This window comes from Microcystis sp. LE19-8.1F, from assembly GCF_027531715.1.
GTDB classification, from domain to species: Bacteria; Cyanobacteriota; Cyanobacteriia; order Cyanobacteriales; family Microcystaceae; genus Microcystis; species Microcystis wesenbergii_A.
This window is the reverse complement of the sequence record NZ_JAPZSO010000027.1, coordinates 1-20,339: the sequence shown is the minus strand read 5'-3', so window position 1 is coordinate 20,339 and position 20,339 is coordinate 1. Positions and strand designations below refer to the sequence as shown.

General features: G+C 45.2%; 15 protein-coding genes. 5 read left to right on the top strand and 10 right to left on the bottom strand.

What is annotated here, in order from left to right; genetic code table 11:
• Positions 1 to 121: 121 nt before the first annotated feature.
• Positions 122 to 1,774, top strand: a complete 1,653-nt coding sequence (locus O9334_RS03445; RefSeq protein WP_287999367.1) for an acetolactate synthase large subunit — start codon at positions 122 to 124, stop codon at positions 1,772 to 1,774.
• 97 nt (positions 1,775 to 1,871) lie between these two features.
• Here the strand turns inward: O9334_RS03445 and O9334_RS03440 are convergent, their stop codons facing one another.
• On the bottom strand, positions 1,872 to 3,119 hold the full coding sequence (locus O9334_RS03440) for a DUF4912 domain-containing protein (protein WP_287999365.1): 1,248 nt from the start codon (positions 3,117 to 3,119) through the stop codon (positions 1,872 to 1,874).
• A 570-nt stretch (positions 3,120 to 3,689) separates the two neighbouring features.
• Here O9334_RS03440 and O9334_RS03435 point away from each other — a divergent pair.
• A complete protein-coding gene (locus O9334_RS03435) occupies positions 3,690 to 5,027 on the top strand; it encodes a histidine phosphatase family protein (protein ID WP_190381413.1) in 1,338 nt (445 codons plus the stop codon).
• A gap of 173 nt (positions 5,028 to 5,200) precedes the next feature.
• Here O9334_RS03435 and O9334_RS03430 read toward each other — a convergent pair whose 3' ends face one another.
• The 6 genes from O9334_RS03430 to O9334_RS03405 form a co-directional block, all read right to left on the bottom strand.
• Positions 5,201 to 5,881 (bottom strand): hypothetical protein, encoded by a 681-nt coding sequence (locus tag O9334_RS03430; protein WP_045359081.1) that lies wholly within the window; start codon positions 5,879 to 5,881, stop codon positions 5,201 to 5,203.
• 344 nt (positions 5,882 to 6,225) lie between these two features.
• The gene (crtD, locus tag O9334_RS03425; protein ID WP_287999359.1) at positions 6,226 to 7,734 is read right to left on the bottom strand and encodes a C-3',4' desaturase CrtD; all 1,509 of its coding nucleotides are present in this window, start codon (positions 7,732 to 7,734) and stop codon (positions 6,226 to 6,228) included.
• A gap of 254 nt (positions 7,735 to 7,988) precedes the next feature.
• On the bottom strand, positions 7,989 to 8,906 hold the full coding sequence (thrB, locus tag O9334_RS03420; RefSeq protein ID WP_287999357.1) for a homoserine kinase: 918 nt from the start codon (positions 8,904 to 8,906) through the stop codon (positions 7,989 to 7,991).
• A gap of 2 nt (positions 8,907 to 8,908) precedes the next feature.
• Positions 8,909 to 9,619: a superoxide dismutase gene (locus O9334_RS03415; protein WP_287999354.1), complete on the bottom strand. Its 711-nt coding sequence runs from the start codon at positions 9,617 to 9,619 to the stop codon at positions 8,909 to 8,911.
• A gap of 333 nt (positions 9,620 to 9,952) precedes the next feature.
• Complete coding sequence (locus tag O9334_RS03410) at positions 9,953 to 10,687, bottom strand: choice-of-anchor K domain-containing protein (protein ID WP_287999352.1); 735 nt, start codon at positions 10,685 to 10,687, stop codon at positions 9,953 to 9,955.
• A gap of 293 nt (positions 10,688 to 10,980) precedes the next feature.
• Positions 10,981 to 11,655: a TIGR04283 family arsenosugar biosynthesis glycosyltransferase gene (locus O9334_RS03405; RefSeq protein ID WP_045359091.1), complete on the bottom strand. Its 675-nt coding sequence runs from the start codon at positions 11,653 to 11,655 to the stop codon at positions 10,981 to 10,983.
• A gap of 231 nt (positions 11,656 to 11,886) precedes the next feature.
• Between O9334_RS03405 and O9334_RS03400 the strand changes: the two genes are divergently transcribed.
• The gene (locus tag O9334_RS03400) at positions 11,887 to 12,303 is read left to right on the top strand and encodes a CoA-binding protein (RefSeq protein WP_272082302.1); all 417 of its coding nucleotides are present in this window, start codon (positions 11,887 to 11,889) and stop codon (positions 12,301 to 12,303) included.
• Positions 12,304 to 12,350: 47 nt separating this feature from the next.
• Here O9334_RS03400 and O9334_RS03395 read toward each other — a convergent pair whose 3' ends face one another.
• On the bottom strand, positions 12,351 to 14,210 hold the full coding sequence (locus tag O9334_RS03395) for an iron uptake porin (protein ID WP_045359095.1): 1,860 nt from the start codon (positions 14,208 to 14,210) through the stop codon (positions 12,351 to 12,353).
• 630 nt (positions 14,211 to 14,840) lie between these two features.
• On the opposite strand from O9334_RS03395, the gene O9334_RS03390 reads away from it, so the two are divergent.
• Complete coding sequence (locus tag O9334_RS03390; RefSeq protein WP_045359098.1) at positions 14,841 to 15,227, top strand: hypothetical protein; 387 nt, start codon at positions 14,841 to 14,843, stop codon at positions 15,225 to 15,227.
• 322 nt (positions 15,228 to 15,549) lie between these two features.
• On the opposite strand, the gene O9334_RS03385 is transcribed toward O9334_RS03390, so the two are convergent.
• Together O9334_RS03385 and O9334_RS03380 are read right to left on the bottom strand one after the other, a co-directional pair.
• On the bottom strand, positions 15,550 to 16,926 hold the full coding sequence (locus tag O9334_RS03385; RefSeq protein ID WP_045359101.1) for a cobyrinic acid a,c-diamide synthase CobB: 1,377 nt from the start codon (positions 16,924 to 16,926) through the stop codon (positions 15,550 to 15,552).
• A gap of 317 nt (positions 16,927 to 17,243) precedes the next feature.
• Entirely contained in the window at positions 17,244 to 17,384 is a 141-nt protein-coding gene (locus O9334_RS03380; protein ID WP_002759867.1) for a hypothetical protein, read from the bottom strand.
• A 417-nt stretch (positions 17,385 to 17,801) separates the two neighbouring features.
• Here O9334_RS03380 and pckA point away from each other — a divergent pair, with 417 nt between their 5' ends.
• Positions 17,802 to 19,481, top strand: a complete 1,680-nt coding sequence (gene pckA, locus O9334_RS03375; protein ID WP_287999344.1) for a phosphoenolpyruvate carboxykinase (ATP) — start codon at positions 17,802 to 17,804, stop codon at positions 19,479 to 19,481.
• The last annotated feature ends 858 nt before the right edge of the window (positions 19,482 to 20,339 follow it).

The window sequence follows — 20,339 nt, the reverse complement described above, 5'->3', positions numbered from 1 at the left end:
TGCATTGGTACATATAGTCTACTGATATCATCCCGACGAGTTGAGCGCAACAACCTCAATCCGCCGGGATGAACTATCTCTAGAGACTTGACTGATGAAGTAAGCTCTACAGGAGGGAATTATGGGGGAATTAAACACAGCCGAACTTCTAGTTAAATGTCTAGAGAATGAAGGGGTCGAGTATATTTTTGGGCTACCCGGGGAAGAAAACCTCGATGTTTTGGAAGCCCTAAAAAACTCCTCGATCAAATTTATCACCACCCGTCACGAACAGGGCGCGGCTTTTATGGCCGATGTCTATGGACGCTTGACGGGAAAAGCGGGGGTTTGTCTCTCCACTTTAGGACCGGGGGCGACTAACCTGATGACAGGGGTAGCCGATGCTAACCTCGATGGGGCGCCCTTGGTGGCCATCACCGGCCAGGTGGGAACCGATCGGATGCACATTGAATCTCATCAATACCTGGATCTGGTGGCCATGTTCGCCCCGGTGACGAAATGGAATAAACAGATCGTCCGGCCGGGTATCACCCCAGAAGTGGTACGGAGAGCCTTTAAAACCGCCCAAAGTGAGAAACCGGGGGCAGTTCATATCGATCTTCCCGAAAATATCGCCGCTATGGCTGCCGATGGTCATCCCTTGCCCCTCGATAGTCAGGAAAAAGTTTACGCTTCCTATCGGACTTTGAATATGGCGGCGGCGGTGATTTCTAAAGCCAAAAATCCCTTGATTTTGGCGGGAAATGGGGCAATTCGCGCTAATGCTAGTGAGGCTTTAACGGAATTCGCCACGGCCTTGAATATCCCTGTGGCTAACACTTTTATGGGTAAGGGGGTGATTCCCTATACCCATCCTCTGGCTCTTTGGGCGGTAGGATTACAGCAACGGGATTTGATTAGTTGTGCCTTCGATCGCAGTGATTTAATTATCGCTGTCGGTTACGATTTAATCGAGTATTCCCCGAAAAAATGGAATCCAGACGGGAAATTACCGATTATTCACATCGGCATGACTCCGGCGGAAATTGACAGCAGTTATGCCCCGGTAGTGGAAGTGGTGGGTGATATCACCGATTCTCTCATCGATATCCTCAAACGGGCCGATCGCCAGAATAAACCAACTCCTGTCACCGCAGCATTAAAGACGGAAATTCGGGCCGATTACGAAACCTATGCCAATGATACGGGTTTTCCGATCAAGCCACAAAAATTGATCTACGATCTGCGTCAGGTAATGGGACCGGAAGATATCGCTATTTGTGACGTGGGCGCTCATAAAATGTGGATGGCCCGCCATTATCACTCCGATTGTCCTAATACTTGCATTATTTCTAACGGTTTCGCCGCTATGGGTATTGCTATCCCTGGTGCGATCGCCGCTAAGTTAGTTCATCCCGATAAGCGCATTGTGGCGGTGACGGGGGACGGCGGTTTTATGATGAATTGTCAGGAATTGGAGACAGCTTTGCGGGTGGGAACTCCCTTCGTCACTCTCATCTTTAATGATGGCGGTTACGGTTTAATCGAATGGAAGCAGTTAAACTATTTTGGGACATCTTCTTTTATTAAGTTTGGTAATCCCGATTTTGTTAAATTTGCTGAAAGTATGGGATTAAAAGGCTATCGGGTGGAATCTGCCCAGGATTTGATCCCGATCCTAGAGGAGGCTTTCCGGCAAGATGTCCCTACGGTGATCGATGTTCCCGTCGATTACGGTGAAAATCTGCGTCTTTCCCAAAAATCGGGCGATTTAAGCTGTCAGATTTGGGAATAGAAGTTGATAGCGTTGACAATCCCCAAAAAATCCCCTAACTGAGATTTAGTTAGGGGGAAGTAATTGGTTTGGCTTTGGTAACGTTAGAAAACCCGATCTAGAATAACCATTCTAGAACCGCCTCATCTTTAGTGTTGGTATTGCGAGAGGGGGTTTCCCGGGTGAATTTCATGTGGATAGAACGATTTTGTTCACCATCGGCGGCCACGGCCATAATCGGATAATCGATTAAACCATCTTGGAAGGACATCTGATAGCGGAAAGTGCCATCGGGATTGAGTTTAATCGGACGACCACCGATAGTTACGGTGGCATCGGGTTCGGTAGCACCATAGACGATTAATTCTGCATCGGCTACTAACCAGAATTTGCGCGGACGTTGTAGGGTTTCCGAAGCACCCATACCGATACCAGAAGCAGTCATCCCGATACCGGAAGCGGTTAGTCCCGATACCGTGGGAACTGCCCACATACCAACCCCAGAGGGGAATACATAAGAACTGATCACTTCCGACATCGGTACGGAACCAGCGACGTGCTGCATGGAACCAAACAAGGAACCGGCCACCCGTAGGGCCTCGATGTCGCCGACACTCTCGAAAATTTGGTCGTAGATGGGGCTAGTTCCCGTGCTTCCGGCACTGCTGCCGTAGCGTTTGCTGGGGGGAACGAGTTCGTAAACAGTTTTGCCCACCAGTTCTTCTTCCCAGTTAACGGTGACAAAAATATCTTCAATCCAGTCGGAAGGATAGACGGGAGGAATCCGCACTAAAGGAGAACGGGCCAAAACTAACCAACGACCATCAGCACAACGATAACCGATATCGATAACATAATCTCGATCGCTGACCGGAATCGGTAAATACCATTCCCGGGCCAATTCATCACAGAGATATTCTTGGACGCCATGCGCGCCTTGGCTATTGATATCGATATCGGTGACATCATAAAGACGCAGGGCTAACTGTTGTCCCCCTTGACGACGTAGATCTTCTTTTGATTCGTTGGGGATATCCCAGTAAGCATAAGCCCACTGAGGATCGCGAGGTAGGAGGGTAATGCGATTTTCACCGTAGCCACCGGGCAGATCTCCTAAACCATCATCCACCGAACCTAGGATATCTTCGATCGGGTTAGCTTGACCTAATTCAAATTTTGCTGCTTCCACTGGTTTTTCCTCTTTAATAATAGATTTAAAATTGCCGCTGACTCCCATAGCTTGGGTAATTGCCTCGATTAATTGCATTTTCCGCATCCGGCTGTAACGAGAGACGCTGTATTGACTGGCAACTCGTCGCAGCTGCCGCAAGGTCATCTCATCTAAGGGTGGGTATTCTGGAACCATGAGTTGACACTCTCCGATTAGTTACGACGGCAAATGTTTTTGAGCATTTGCAAAAGTAGTGATCTGGTTAACCCTTCTAACTACTCATCGATTGCTGTGTGAACGAGAGATCCACTCGATGGGGATCAAGGGGATCGCTTGTTATAAATACCTATTAAACAGTAAGATTCCGATTTTGGCCAAGTACATTGTCATGATTTCTTGATAAAACCGCCAAACCCTTGATCCCAAAAAGATTGTAATATCAGGAAGTTTTGATACGCTGTGCTGCATTGAAACTGCATCAGGAAATTTTAGTACAAATGCTCGCCGCTCCCCACTGTTTACTTAACACTCTCCACTCGACCGAATCTAAAACCTAATTGGTTAAGCTAAAAGCTTTGATGTACTTAGTTTCTAACCTTCTTTTTAGGTAGGAGAATTGCTAGATTCTTTCTTTTGCCTGTTGCCCCTTGCCTGTTGCCTGTTGCCTTTTGCCTTCAGAAGCTGATCACCGATCACTGATTTGTACTCCGATCCCGATCGCCTGTAATCTGATATTGAGACTTTTAGTTAAGGAGACTGAACCGCTTGGCTACCCGTGTGATTATTGTTCGTCATGGACAAAGCAGTTATAACGCACAGCAGAAAATACAAGGTCGCAGTGATGGCTCGGTTTTGACGGAAAAAGGGCATCTGGACGCGGAAAAAGTGGGAAATGCCCTCAGTCAAATCGATATCGCCGCTTTTTACTGTAGTCCTCTCCAAAGAGCTAAATCTACTGCTGAGGTGATTCAGTCTCGTTTAAATAACTCTCCCGTCATTCAACCCACTTCGCAGTTACTAGAAATCGATCTGCCTATCTGGGAAAATATGGTCAAAGAGGAGGTAAAAGCTCAATACCCGCAAGAATATCGGGATTGGCACCAAAAACCTCACGAATTTAAGATGATACTGCCCGATGGTCAAGAACATTATCCCGTTCTCTCTCTCTATCAACAAGCCCAAGATTTTTGGCGAGAAATTATTCCCCAACACCAGGGACAAACTATCCTCATTGTTGCCCATAACGGCATTAATCGCTGTTTAATCCTCAGTGCCATCGGTATTCCGGTTTCCTTATACCATTCCCTACAACAATCTAACTGTTGCGTTAATGTTCTCAATTTTACGCGTAATTTTGGTGATCCTGTCCAGGTGGAATCCCTCAATCAAACGGCACACTTAGGGATAGCTTTACCCCCACCGCGTCCTCCTTTCCAAGGTTCTAGGCTGCTGCTGGTGCGTCACGGAGAAACCCAATGGAATCGGGATAAACGTTTTCAAGGGGTGCGCGATATTCCTCTCAATGATAATGGCAAAGCTCAAGCTGAGAAAGCCGCCGAATTTCTGCGAGAAACGGCGATCGATCACGCTGTCACCAGTCCTTTATCCCGTCCCAAGGAAACTGCCCAAATTATCCTGCAATATCACCCCAATGTCACCTTAGACACCCAAGTGGATCTGACAGAAATCTGTCACGGACTTTGGGAAGGTAAATTAGAGGAGGAAATTGAAGCGAGTTTCCCCGGGATGTTAGAAGACTGGAAAAATGCCCCAGAAACCGTGCAAATGCCGGAAGGGGAGAATTTACAGGAAGTTTGGGATCGAGCGATCGCTTGTTGGCAGCAAATCGTTAAAACCTATAGTAATAGTGATAGTCCTAAGACAATTATGGTAGTAGCTCACGATGCCATTAATAAGGTGATTCTTTGTTATTTATTGGGTTTAAAACCCGCTAATTTCTGGAATATTAAACAGGGAAATGGCGCGGTTAGTGTTATCGATTATCCCAAAGGAGTTGAATCTCAACCGGTCCTGCAAGCAATTAATATTACCTCTCATCTAGGAGCGGGCATACTCGATCGCACGGCAGCCGGTGCTTTATAACAGTTATCAGTTATCAGTTATCAGTTATCAGTGGGTAAGTTATCAGTTATCAGATTTGAGTTTTAAGTGAGCAGTATGTGGTAAGTGTGCAGTATTAAATAGCAGTTTCTTGCCATCTTTTCACTGATTACTGATCAGTAATCAGTGATCACTGATTACTCATTATCAGCTGGTTAGCTGCCCTTGGCTTTCTTAATTAACAACAGACTGCCCCCAAGTATGGCGAAAGCAACAACCGCATTGGGTTCAGGAACTTTGGTGGCAAAGGAAGCATTGTCAATACTAAAACTATCGACAGCTGTTGTATTATTGGCAAAGATAACAGAACTAAATTCTGCTGTCCCGATAATACCGAGAAACCCATTCTCTCCACCAATTGTAGGATTGATAGAAATAGTTTGGTCTCCTGTGCCATCGAAATTGCCAGTAAGAGTTAACTCATCAATGCGGGAAAAGTCAGCACCAAAAGCCAACACGGTAGCAGGAAACTGCCAGGTTATGGTATCAGAAGCACCCGTAAGTGTACCGGAAGCATTATCGTAAACACCAGAATTGACGATGCTGACACTGTTGTTATTAAACGGAGGATTAGGCAGTGTGGGAGGAGCGGAATTAGTGGAAACAATCCCTGAATCTAGGGTAATTGACTGTGCCGAAGAAATGGGATTGCTAAAGGTATCAGTGGTAATCTTGTACGAGGGGTTAGTGGCGAGTGCCGCTTCCCAGGCAGTCCGATTTGTATAAATGGTATAAGCACTAACAGAAGACACGCTACTTAACAGTAGAGTTACTGTCCCTGTGGCGAAAGCTAAAGAATTAAGGGCATTGAGCTTCACTAGGTTATTTCCTCTCATTAAAGGTGAATAAAAACCAGAGTATCAGAGCAGGTACGAAAAATCCTCTCATCTTTGTACAGAATAATTACAACCCACTTTCCGCACTTCTTAACATTCAATTGATAATTTTTACTAACATATTGCTGACAACCCATTGCCAGTAAGGATTATAGCTAGAATGATGGATTTTCATCAAGGTGAAGAATTGTAATTTGTTTTCTCAGAAAAAATCAATTATTGAAAATGTTCTCAATAGTAGTTTCTACAATGAAGCTTTTTCGTCAAAACATCTTGGGGAATGTAAAAAGATATAAAGGTATATGAAGATGTGCGGAATGTCGGATTTAATTCCACCCACCCACTTAACTAGAAGCTAATAATTGATTCTCAATCTGTCTAACTACCGTTAGTGCCGAATAGCTGACTCCGGCAGTGCCTTCTCCCGGATGGGTGGAATCTCCCACTAACCAAAGATGGGGGATCGGAGTGCGCGTCGCTACTCCAAAAGGGCCAAAAGTGGACAGTCTTTGACCAATACCGCCGACAATGCCCTGATTTCGCCCCGTAAACCGCTCAAAAGTGCGAGGTGTAGCTGATTCGATATGAACGATGTGATCAGGACTAAGATGGAAATAATTACCGAGACGCTCGATCGCCTCTTGGGTGTATGCTGCTTTTAATTGCTGATAATTATCTTCTCCTTTTCGCCACCAAAGACTGGTATCGGTGAAGGAAGAAGCAATAATCGTCGCTTTTCCCGCTGGGGCGCGGCCATCCCCTTCTTTACTCACGGAAACAAACAAAGAGTTATTTTCGCCGATTATGCCATCGTCATCGTAGAGGAATTGCAAATGGGGAGGACAATCGGGGGGAATAGCAGCGCGATCAACTCCTAAGTAAACCACAAAAGCGCCGGATGCGGGGGGAAGTTTTTCAATTCTCCGGTGATAAAGACTGGGAATGGCTTCGCGATCGATTAATTGTGGTAAATTTTGGATCGGGATATTAGCCACAATCTCATCGGCCATTTCTGGATATATTTGACCATTTTTTTGATTTCTGACGATAATTCCCGTGGCTTTTCCCTTTTCTGTCAGTATTTTTTCTACTGTGTGGCGCATTTGCAATTTACCGCCGTATTTTTCCAAAGCTGTTACTAGGCGATCGCTTAATACTTGCATACTACCCTGAAGGTGGGATAAACCTTGGGGAGACTGAGAAACTGCTAAAGCGGTGGCGGCATAAAGTAAAGCAGTTTCATCGGCATTAACTTGGGAATAAAGCTTTAACTGGAGATCAAGAAAGGTTTTTAGGCGTTTATCCCTCTCTAAGCCGTATAATCGCAGAGCATCGCCCACAGTCATCAAAGTAAAAGGGAAGGTAATGGCAGTATCTAAACGCAAAGCGGCGATTAATTGCCCTAAATCCCACCAGTTGCGCGGGGGTAAAACTGGATCGCGACTTTGAAAACGCCAACTTGCTTGAAAGAGTTTTTGTAATAATTGCCAAAAAGGTTCGCTGCCCGGAAATTGTTTTTGTCTTTCCTCTTGCCACTTTTGCCGATCGCGCCAGACATTAATCGGAGTGGTTTCCCCCGGCAGAAAAACGGCACAGGCGGGATCGCAGGGGACAGAATCGGGTAAATCTATCCCTAATTCGGCAAAAATGCGCTGATGAATGCCCCCTACTTCTAATCCTGCCACTTGAGTTGCCCCCACATCAAAAGTAAAACCCCGACGGGAAAAAGTCGAGGCACAACCTCCAGGTACAAGCGCCTGATCATATACTGTGACTTGATAACCTCGACGCGCCAATAATGCCGCCGCCGTTAGTCCGCCAATCCCTGCACCAATAACGGTAATTTGCGTCATTTTCTTAATAATTAGGGTTTGCTGAAAAAGTTTGTTGGTGGGGTTAGGAGTCAGGAGTCAGGAGTCAGGAGATAGGAGTCAGGAGATAGGAGTCAGGAGTCAGGAGTCAGGAGTTAGGAGTCAGGAGTCAGGATTCAGGAGATTATTTTTATTTATTCTTCCCACACCCTACACCCCACACCCCACACCCTACACCCTACACCCCACACCCTACACCCTACACCCCACACCCTACACCCATCTGCCAGGGACTCTTAACAGTTTACTTGCGCCCCTAGGGTATCTAAAGCTAAAATTTTCACCTCAGAGTTAATCCCCACTTCCTCCCAAGCATTTGTCATCTCTGTGGCTGTTTTTTGGGCATTGTCGGGGTTAGTTAACGCCAATAGGGTCGGACCTGCGCCACTAATTACCATCCCGTAAGCACCCCCATTAATGGCGGCTTTTTTCACCTTTTCGTAACCCGGTATTAAAGATTGGCGATAGGGTTGATGCAGTTTATCCTCTAGGGCAATTCTCAGCCAATCGCCGTTACCCGTCTCTAATCCCCGCAATAATAAACCCAAGCGGGAAATATTGAAAATTGCCTCCTGACGGCTAATTTTTTCCGGTAAAACCGCCCTAGCTTTTTCCGTAGCCAGTTCAAAATCGGGAATCCCTAGGACGGGAATGAGATTTTTTTGCCAAAATACTTGACAAATAGCCCAATTTGTGCTATCTCCTGCCGATAGCTGACAGTTGCCCCGCAAAGCCGGCACCACATTATCCGGATGGCCCTCCAATGCGATCGCTAATGCTTCGATTTCCCCCATAGATAAAGGATTTCCGGCGCATTGATTAGCAGCCACTAACCCACCGATAATAGCAGTGGCAGAACTACCTAAACCTCTAGCCAGGGGAACCCCTAAACCGATCTCGATGGCGATAGGGGGCGGATTCTGTCCTATTTTTTGATAAACTTGCAAAAAAGAAGTATAGATTAAATTATCAGCACCTTGGCTAACTTTAGCTGATTCAGTTCCCTTGACACTAATGCTGACAGGGTTAGCTGTCGTTGCCGGCAGCAGGGTAAAAGTAAACTGATTATATAGGGTTAAGGCCGCTCCGAGACAATCGAAGCCGGGCCCAATATTAGCAGTGGTAGCGGGAACTGTTACCGTAAAAGTTGACATGGTTAAGCTTTTGCCTGAAGATAGCGGCGATTTACCTCCTCCCAGTTAACCACATTCCACCACTGTTTTAAATACTCAGCCCGTTGATTACGATATTTTAAGTAATAGGCGTGTTCCCAGACATCATTGCCCATAATTGGCTGTAATCCCTTCATTAGGGGGCTATCTTGGTTAGCAGTGCTGATAATTTCCAGTTCTCCTGACTTATTTAAAACCAACCATGTCCAACCACTACCAAAAAGTTTAGTACCTGCTTGGTTGAAAGCGTTTTTAAATTCCTCGAAACTGCCAAATTTAGCGATTATTGCCGCTCCTATTTCTCCTGTTGCTTCGCCACCGCCATCGGGGGACATAATCTGCCAAAACATTGTATGATTAAGATCGCCGCCGCCATTATTGCGGACAGTGGTGCGAATATCGGCGGGTAAAGAGTCAAGATTTTTAATTAATTCTACTACTGTTTTTTTCTGCAATTCTGGATATTTTGCCACTGCCGTGTTGAGATTATTAACGTAGGCAGCATGGTGTTTATCGTGATGAAATTGCATCGTTTCCTTATCAATATAAGGTTCTAGGGCATCATAGCTATAGGGTAGGGGAATAAGACTATAGGGACCGGTAGCGGCAAAAGCGGCAGAGTTAAAACCAGCAAGAGTGGCTGTGCCAAGGGTAGCACCTAAAAGATAAAGAAATTGACGGCGATCGAGAGACATATTCTCAGAGCAGATGTTCCGATTATCAATTATCCTATCGATCGGTGCCTTGGCAGACAAAAGTTTTTAAGTACCTAGGCAAAATTAATTACACATATCTAACCCCGCTCTTGCCTCTTGCCTCTTGCCTCTTGCCTATCTTCACTAGGAAATTAATTTTGCACGACTACTTATTTTTACCTGTCCGCTATAAGATGTCAAATTTTTTGAGTAATTGCCGGGGAATTTAAAAAAAATTGTTTACCTAAAATTAAGAGTTAAATTTGGAAGGTTTCTAGAGTGCGTTTTTTCTCAAGTGGAGATGGAAAAAATCCCATCCCCACACTTGTCAATTTATTTTCGCTGCTTGTTAAATACTGAACCCATCCCCAGTAAACCCAATGCCAATAACCCCAGAATCGAGGAAGGCTCTGGAACCGCTGGAAATGGATCTGGACCGACACTGGGCGATAAAAATCCTTTGGAAGGATCACCCACGGCTCCAAAACCAACAAGATCGAGGGAATTGAACTGAGTTATGACTTCTACGTCGGTATCTTCTCCTTCTAGTACCCTGAAACTACCGCGATCGGGGAAATCCGTAAAATAAATGAAATCTGCACTAGCGATAGGATCGGCAACATTTGGGGTGTTCACAATCGTGATTTTTAATGGCAATGTTTGAGTGAAATCTGGGTCGGAGGAAGTAGTGTTGATTATCAGATCAACCCCATCAATCCGAGTGCCTAGAAAAATAGTGCCATTACGGTAATACAAGCGCCCTGCAACAAAGTCTTGACCCTTGGGCTGATCGGTAAAGTCAGAAGGAATAAAGGACAATTGATTGGTAAATGAACCATCTACAGGCGTTCCCCATTCGATGGTGTCGGTTCCGTTGCCCGTGTATACTGAGCCAGGGAGCGTGATGGCGTTGTCAAAATGGCCTGTCACTGTCCCTGTACCTACATTTACAGTTACAGCTTGGGCGGCTTGGAAAGGGGCTAGGATGGCTAGAGTTGCCCCCGCTACCAATAAGCAAGGCTTACCCCCCCCCGCATTTTTGATTACTTTTGTTAATGTTTTGTCCATGTAAAACTCTTCCTTGGTAAGTTTCCTTCGATTGTATAATTGTATTTTTCAAAAGACTGGTATTGCCTGCTACCAATAAGCAATGCTTACCCCCCCCGCATTTTTGATAATTTTTGTTAATGTTTTGGCCATGGAAACCTCTTCTTTGGTAGAGTTTCTTCGATTGTATAATTGTATTTGCCTCTCTTGGATATTGGCTGAAAAATGTTCACAATCTCACATTATGGGCTTAACGCCTGCGCCCCTACATTGCACAATGACCTAAAATACTTTTTCAGCAAGCCTTTATTTTATTACCATAAACGATAAAAATTTTTCAACAAATGCGGCGGAATTTTTAGATAATAACCAATAATTATTAATTGATTAACTAAGGTGGTTTTGCCAACTCCTAATTTTTGCCAACGTCTTGCCGAGGTAATTACCGCAGCAGCAACTATGGCTATTTTACCCCTTTTTTTCAATCTTTGTATTAATTCAAAATCTTCCATAATTGGCAACTCAGGAAAACCGCCCAAATCGGCAAAGATTGAGGCTTTTAAAAATATTCCTTGATCTCCGTAGGGAAGGGAAAGCCAGCGAGAACGCCAATTAACTAATTTTTCCACTAAACGCAGGGGTTTTTCCTCTCCATCAATTTTTAATTCAAAGGCCCCCGCTACTATCCCAGATTGGGATAAAGTATTGATAATTTGTTCTTGAAATTCATGGGGAAGTAAAGTATCTCCGTGCAGAAATAACAAAATATCTCCTTTGGCTATTTTGGCTCCTAAATTCATCTGGAAGGCGCGACCTTTACTGGGTGAAATAATTACTTTCGCTCCCAATTGTTCGGCTATTTCTCTAGTTTTATCGGTACTTCCCCCATCGACAACAATAATTTCTACTCCCGCACCTATCTGTTTTAATGTTGCTGCAATCCTTAACTCTTCGTTCAGGGTCGGAATGATAATACTAAGATAATTCATCAGGTTTTATGGTAACTAAAGTCACAGGATTTAGGGGCGACCATCGGGTAAATTTTCCTACAGATACCGAGGGATTGACTGGGATTGGTAATAACTGTTTTTCCGGTAGAAAAGTTAAACATTCCTACCAGTTCTTCAGAGTGGCTAAAGCTGGAGTCAAAAGTCGATGCCAAATTAGGTTAAACTTCATCTTTATGGGAAACGAAACTCTGTTCTAAGATAGGTGGGACAATGCCGAATATTAAAGGAGACGATGGTGCGCTCAAAACCATCTTCAGCAATAGTAAAATTATCGCAGTGGTCGGGCATTCCGAGAAATCGAGCCGCGCCAGCTATCAGGTGGCCAAATTCCTGCAAGCGGTGGGTTATCGAGTCTATCCGGTCAATCCGATGGTCAAGCAAATTGACGGTCAAAGCTGCTATCCTTCTCTAGAAGCTATCCCCGAACCTGTGGATATTGTTAACGTTTTTCGTCATCCTGATTATCTACCCGAAATTGTCGAGTCAGCTATTGCTATTCGGGCCGCTACCCTTTGGACACAATTGAGAATTTATCACCCAGTTGCCGAAAAAAAAGCGATCGAGGCGGGTTTAAATGTGATTATGGATGCTTGTATCCAGATAGAATATCAGCGTTTATTTCCCTAAAACAAAACCCCACCATGGGTGGGGTTTCGGGTTTAATTTAGGAAATCCTAGAAGGTAAAGGTTCCGCGGAGAGTGCCAATCCACTCATTACCAGTGCCTTTGAACTGTTCAGGTGCAGAAATCCAGATGACACCGGGGGTGATAGAAATATTGTCGGTGACTTGGTACTTGTAGAACAATTCAACGTGGTAGGGAACGATGTTAGATACTTTTAGCCCCATGTCTCGGAAGCTTAAGTGACCGATGTAGGGCTGCGCACCAGCAAACAGACCTAAGATATTTCCTTCTTTACCTAAGTCGGGGAAGGCAATACCAGCACCGTAGGTCCACACTTCCGCATCACCTAAACCGAGTAAGCGCACGGTGGAGTAGGAACCGAAGGCACTCAAGCTGGCAAAACCAAGATTCACTGCACCGGTTAAACCGTAGCTATTGGACACTTTGGCTCCAAAGTTGAAGAAACCGACTTCATCCTGTAGGGTGACGCTATCAGGATCGTTGCCGTTGACGTTGAGCAGGGTATTTAACTGAGTTTGGGAAAGGTTAGCGGCGGAAGTCCCCGTTACACCGAAGGAACCACCGTTACCGAAGATGGCGGTATCGGCACCTTGGTAAGCGTTAACGTAGGTGAAGCCGACGTTGAGGAAGTTAAAGAGGTTAGCGTTAATCTGTGCTAAAGCGGCGTAATCTCCGTTAAAGAGGCCATTACCCGGGTTAGGATTGGCCGCAGAACTGGAGCCACCACCACCGGCTAAGTAACCCAAGGATAGGGAGGTCGGACCGACAATGCTTTGGAGGAAGCCTAACTGTAGGCTAACACCAGCCCCAGAACCACCACCGATACGGTAGATGGGGTTTTCGGAAGCGAAGGTCGAAAGCGCACCATTACCACCGTCGAAGTCTTCAAAGAAGGGATTAGTGGTGGGAACGAAGTCATTCCAAATACCGCCCCAAGCGGCGACGTAGGTATTGAAGCGACCAAAATAACCTAAGTCAATCGGGGTATAGTAGGCCAACCAGTCGAGAACCACATCGCTACCGTTACCGGCGGCAGTCCAAGTTTGGAATAGGGAAGGGCTTTGCAGGTTATCGAATCTGACGGAAGCGGGATCACCATTTTGTAGTGTGGTGGTCGATTTGTAATCAAATCCGAAGGGAGTGGCACTACCCGCCGCTAAACGGGTTTTCAAAACGTCCTGACCGGTGAAGCTCGTGTTTAAAACTAAACGAGCGCGGTATTGCATGGCGGCCTGGGAGGCGGGGCTACCGGCACCAACCGTATCGGTGACAGCGAAGATAACTTCCCCAGCTAATTTGGTGGTGGTGGAGAATTGGTTATTTTCGAGGAAAGACACCCGGCTTTCTAAGTTATCAACTCTAGCTCCCAAGGCCGCTAACTCAGCTTGGAACTCATCCATCAAGCGCTTGAGGGCATCTAAGTCTTCCTTGAGGACGTTGACACCATCTTGAATTAAACGCTCCATCACGTTTAAGCAAGCGTTTAAACCAGCCGCAAATTCCCAACGGGTTAAAGCTCGGTCGCCGCGGAAGGTGCGATCGGGATAACCAACAATACAACCATAGCGTTCAACTAAACTTCTTAAAGCCTCGAAAGCCCAAGCGGTGGGGGAAACATCCCGCAGTTGGTTAACGCTGGTGACTTGATCGATGGTGTTCCCCTGTACGGGTGCAACTTGACCTTCGTTACCGTAGCGCTCGATCTGATTGAGTAATTCGCCAGTTCCTGCAGCGTTGTCCTGAACTTGAGCGATTTCTAGATTGTTAAATTCGGTAGAAACACTGGTAGATTTGGCGGGATCGAAGCTACTAGCATTAGCGGAAGCTACTAGGGTAGCCCCTAAAATCGCTGGGCTAACCAGCAATGATTTCCAGAACATTCTTAACATGATGGTTTTTTCCTCACACCTTATAGGTTGACTACACAGTTTGACGACGCATATAGCCTTTCTATTCTTTTGCCATTATACACAATTTAATTACTTAGGGAAAGATGCGATCTCATTTTTTTTCCCTTGACCAGTTGACAAAGTGGCCACCCTGTCGCTCCTAACGGCACTTAAACAAAAACTAAAGTAGGTTAGGGTTTGCGGCAAAAAGTTTGTTGGTGGGGTTAGGAGTCAGTAGCCGGTCGTCAGGAGTCAGTAGCTGGTCGTTTCAGGCTTTGTTGCCCTCTTTTTTGTACAATTTTTCTACTAAAAGAAGGATAATGCCAGGTTTTTGAAGGTTCCAATCCTATTTTCGCAGCATGAACATCGGATTTTAACAAGTCAAAAGCCTTATTTTAAAAGGGTTTTACCATTATTCAGCAAACCCTAGGTTAGAATCCTTGCAGAGAGAAAACTTAATCTCAAATAACAGGCTCGTCTAGACGAGTCGGGCAAGGTTCTGTGATTTTGATAACGACGACTGGACTGGGTTGTTGTAAAGTTAATTGATGATTCCTATAGTGGCACTCTTAAATATGGAGTGATGCCTAATGGGCAAAACTTAGCGCCCACAAAAACAGGGACAAGACCATGAAAAAAAGAAAGATAGCCAATACACTGCGTAAAGCCTTGCTAGAAGATGGCAAGATGGAACGCGCTCTCTATGAATACGAATTAGAAGAACACATAGACTACTGGTACGAAGGTCTCAAGTCCGACCGGGATCAGCTTGTCTTTGCCGTCACGGAAAACTCCGGTCACGTGGCAATGGTATTGATTACGCCAGATAAAACTATCTACGTCAATGAGGAGGCGAGAGAGAAACTAGCTAAATTCTGGATAAAAGCTTATGAGAATAATATAAATCAACTCATTCCCATGATGGCAGAGAATTTGGCCAATGATATTATCTCGGTGACAGGCGTTAAAATGGTGTCCCCAAACCAGAAGCGACGCTGGGTTAGTTTGCGCCCGTAGAGTTAAAGTCAAGAAAGGCTCACTTAGGAAAAAATTGGTATTAGTTCTGGTTCTGGGGTTCCCAGATGACGGGAAACCCTCAAAAACTATCCGCCCTTACCAATTACTCGGTAAGGGCGGTGTAGCGGGTCATCAGAATCGACACCAGACTGCCGGAAGGAACTCCAGCTAGTCTAAATCTTGTTTAGACGTGGGGGTCTAGAGAACAGCCCCGGCGCACAGCCGGCTATTGTCGATTAGGAGACCCATGCTTTTACTACTTTCTACCATCGACATCACCTCCTGTATCCCTTAACGGATTGATTATCAAATTTATCTGTAATTAGCTTAACGCAGCTGTGCGGAAAAAATCAAGGCCGGCAGCTAAAAATTTTTTCGGCAGGCCCAGATTAGCCCCAAAATGTAGGTGGAGATAGGAAGCGTGCAGATTCTTACCTTGCCACCCTTCGGCATTGATAGCACTTTTTGGGAATGCTTGCAGTTGATAAATCGGTGCGTCGCTCACCCCGCTTAATTGGGAGCGATGGAATTCATGGCCGCGCACTGGTTGACCTGCTTTGAGCAGGATCGTCTCCTGTTTGGCGATGGCTTGCCGATAACCTAGGGTTAATTTCGGTGACATTATAGCAGATTGGGGGATTATTTGCAACATAGAATGGTTTTTTTGCTCAAAATCAATTATTTTTTCACATAAATACATTAATCCCCCACATTCGGCGTAGGTGGGCATTCCAGAGGCGATCGCTTTTCTCACCTGAGTTAAGATAGGGGTGTTAGCGGCTAATTCTGGGGCAAAGATTTCGGGAAAACCGCCACCAAAGTACAATCCTTGTAGGTTTTCGGGCAAATTTGCCCCTTGCAAGGGACTCCAAAAGATTAATTCTGCGCCTAAATTGGCTAAAATATCGAGATTATCGGGATAATAAAAGTTAAAAGCCTTATCTCTGGCAATACCGATACGGATAGGGGGAAAAAGCTTATTTGCTCCTGTGGGATTTTTCGGGTTCTCTGGGGGAGAAATGGTCAGTAAAGGCAAGAGAATGTCCCAATTAAAGCAGTTTTGGGCAATAGAAGCCAGTTGATCTTGCAGTTGCCTGATTTCTCCTAGTTCATCCCTGGGAACTAATCCTAGATGGCGATCGGGAATTGTCAGGGAATCTTGACGACGCAGAACCCCGACAATCGGCATATTGATCGATTCTAGGGCGGTTTGCAGTAATTGCTGGTGGCGATCGCTACCAACCCGATTGAGGATAACTCCGGCTAGATGGAGATTTTTGTCTAAAGATTGATAACCGCGGACAATAGCGGCGACAGAGGTAGATAAACGACTGCAATCGATAACTAACAGCAGAGGAAGCCCTAAAATACGGGCAATATGGGCGGTACTGGCATAATCGGGAAATTGAGTATCGCTTAATTGAATACCATCAAATAGCCCCATTACCCCTTCAATCAGAGCATAATCGACATTTTGACAATGTTGGGCAAAACAGGTTTTTACATAGTCTTCAGAAGTTAAAACCGGATCGAGATTGCGACAGGGGCGACCGGTAAAATGAGTATGGAACATGGGATCGATATAATCTGGCCCAACTTTAAAAGATTGCACTCGATCGCCACGACTGATTAAATAGGCCAAGATTGCCAGAGTAATCGTAGTTTTACCGACTCCGCTTCTTTCTCCCGCGATGATCATTATTAGTTGTTTTTTTTCGAGATCGAGCTAGACTTAATTAACCTGTTAAGTAGTTGGACAAAAGTAAAGTTAACTGTGGGGTAAGGAGTCAGTAGCCGGTCGTCGGTCGTCAGTAAGAATTGCGGCAATTTACATTTCTTAAGATAGACAACAGAATTTATGTCCGACTACTTACACAATCAATTCTAAAGCTTGCCAACGGCTAATAGAGTTAATTTTGGCCGCTAACTGGTCCCTGTGTCAATCGACTTTTTTGATTAGGGGTGAAATCGATTTGACCACGTTTAGGATCCTTGGCATCATCTCCGGACGACCAGCTATTGTTCTGACGTTGCCCAAAACCAGAGACTTCCTACGCCACCATGAAGATAGGCTAAGACGCATTTTAACCGCCTATCCTTGAGATTGGCTAAATCTACCCAAATCCCTTTACTGTTGCCTGTTGCCTGTTGCCTCATCTCAACAAGCAATTTAAATTCGCGGGCAGCTTAACTGCTAGATTAGCTGACCAATTTTGTTTAGCTGTTAATTTTTGTAAAAAAAACATCGTCTGTATCCTATTGTACAGATAGACTAAAAATATCTAGAAAAAGCAGTTAGATCGGCAAGAGGGAAAAGGTAAAAACCCTGACTGGGAGATGAGGGGTAAATACGCAAATAATCCTGAATTACCGCTCTAAGATTGGCTTTACCGACAGCGAAAGACCAGATTAATCAGGCAAATATCGTCAAATAAACTAATTAATATAGCTCCTTAGGTGTCTGGGAGTGAAAAGGACAGAGAACGGAGTTTTTCTAGTTTCTATAACTGCACTAATCAGAGACCTGGAACTTAGCTCTAAACCGACAACTAAATTATCAGGAGAATTGGGGTTATGCCGACTCTACACACGCTGACCAATGATAGTATCTCTTGTCCCCTGCCCGATCGCATGGAGAATGTCAATTTCTACTACGAATTAGAAAATCAAATTCATCCCACCTACGGCCTCGAAAACCTAGGCATGAAAAATCTCGGTCGCGTTTATCGCAATCTTTCCGTACCGCAATTAGTCGAACAGGCGATCGAACATCATGAGGGCGTTTTAGCCGATAATGGGGCTTTAGTGGTGGAAACGGGTAAATATACCGGTCGTTCCCCCAAAGATAAATTCATTGTCAAAGAAGCCAATAGCGAAAAGGAAATCGACTGGAATCAGCATAACGCCCCGATTAGCGAGGAAAAATTCCAGCAGTTATACCGAAAAGTCCTCGCCTATGTGCAGGGAAAAGACCTATATATCTTCGATGGTTACGTCGGGTCCGATCCTAATTGTCGCTTTGGCGTGCGCGTTGTCACCGAAATCGCCTATCATAACCTCTTTGCCCATCAGTTATTCCTCCGGCCCAGTGCGATCGAACTAGCTGCCCATCAAACTGATTTTACCGTGATTGCCCTGCCGGGGTTACAGGGAGATCCCGAGGATGACGACCTGAACAGCGAAGCCTTTATCGTCCTCAACCTGGCCAAAAAAATCGTTCTCATCGGTGGCACTCGCTACGCTGGCGAAATCAAAAAATCCGTCTTCTCGATGATGAACTACCTGATGACCAAACAAGGGGTTTTACCGATGCACGGTGCCGCTAACATCGATAAACACGGTCATACAGCCCTCTTTTTCGGTCTCTCCGGTACGGGTAAAACCACCCTTTCCGCCGATCCTAAACGCAGCCTCATCGGTGACGATGAACACGGTTGGTCAGAAGACGGCATTTTTAACTTTGAAGGCGGTTGTTACGCTAAAACCATCCGTTTAAGTGCCGAATACGAACCCCAAATCTGGGCGGCGATTCAATTTGGCACTATTCTCGAAAACGTGATCCTTTCCCCCGATAATCGCCTTCCCGACTACGATGATGGACGTTTGACCGAAAACACCCGCGCCGCCTATCCCCTGCGTTATATCCCTAATTGTGCCGTGTCCGGCATGGGAACCCACCCGAAAACTATTATCTTCTTAACTGCCGATGCTTTTGGGGTACTGCCACCAATCGCCAAATTAACCACGAACCAGGCGATGTATCATTTCCTCTCCGGCTATACTAGCAAATTAGCGGGAACGGAACGGGGAATCACCGCCCCACAGGTGACTTTTTCCAGTTGTTTCGGTCAATGTTTCTTCCCTCTGTCACCCCTTGTCTATGCCCAAATGTTAGGGGAACGTTTAGAACAACACCCCGAAACCTCCGTTTATCTGATTAATACCGGTTGGTCCGGCGGTCCCTACGGAGTCGGCGATCGCATTTCGATCAAACACACCCGCGCTATGGTTTCCGCCGCTTTAAATGGCGATTTAGAGGAAGTCTTTTTCCATCCTCATCCCATCTTTCAAGTTCTCGTCCCCGAAATTGTCCCCGGAGTTCCCAAAAAAATCCTCGACCCGCGACAAGCATGGCAAGATGGCGAATCCTACGACCTACAGGCGCGAGAATTGGCCCATCGTTTCGTGGAAAATTTCCGTCAATTTACCACTGCCTCCCAAGAAATAATTGCAGCCGGTCCAATTTGGGAATAACAGCATCAAGGAATCGGTTATCAACTATCAGTTAAAGTGAGATTTTCTCGGAGTTTGATTTTCAGGTGGCGTATGTTGGTAAGCTGCCCGCGCATTTAAATTGCTTGTTGAGACGAGGCAAGAGGCACTCTTGCAAGAGGCAACAGTAAAGGGATTGGGGGAGATTCGGCTAATCTTAAGAATAAGCGCTTTAAATGCGTCTTAGCTTATCCCACTTAATCCACAAAAATGTACGGAGATTCGGGAATTTTTGTCCAATCAATTAAGGTTCTTCGTTACTTGGTATGGTTCGCTCAGGTGCGACTAAATCCTTATTTGGCAGGAGACTTAATTGATTAGTTCGTTCTAGATCGAAAACAATTGACAAAAATCGCCGAATACCTTTCTACGTAAGGGTTTCACTCCTTCTAAATCCGTCTATTGCATAACACAAACCGAAGAACCTCAATTAATCGGTGAACTTCAGGAAAAAAGAAGCATAAAAACGCTTAAAAATATTCGCTTAATGCTTCTTCCCAGGGTTGATCATAATTAGCGGTTGTTTGATTAATTTTTAATCATTATGCTAACCGAATCACAGAAGGAGAGCTTAGATAAGCTGCCCGCGCATTTAAATTGCTTGTTGAGACGAGGCAAGAGGCACTCTTGCAAGAGGCAACAGTAAAGGGATTGGGGGAGATTCGGCTAATCTTAAGAATAAGCGCTTTAAATGCGTCTTAGCTTACCGAAATTTTGGGTTAAAGCCCCGTCCTTTTAGGACGGCTTTTTAAACTATATCTTGTTAACTTAACTTTTATTGTGCTATACTGATTTTGTCTAAGTCCCCCCTGCGTAAAATGTTTGTCTTAGAGTTTAAAG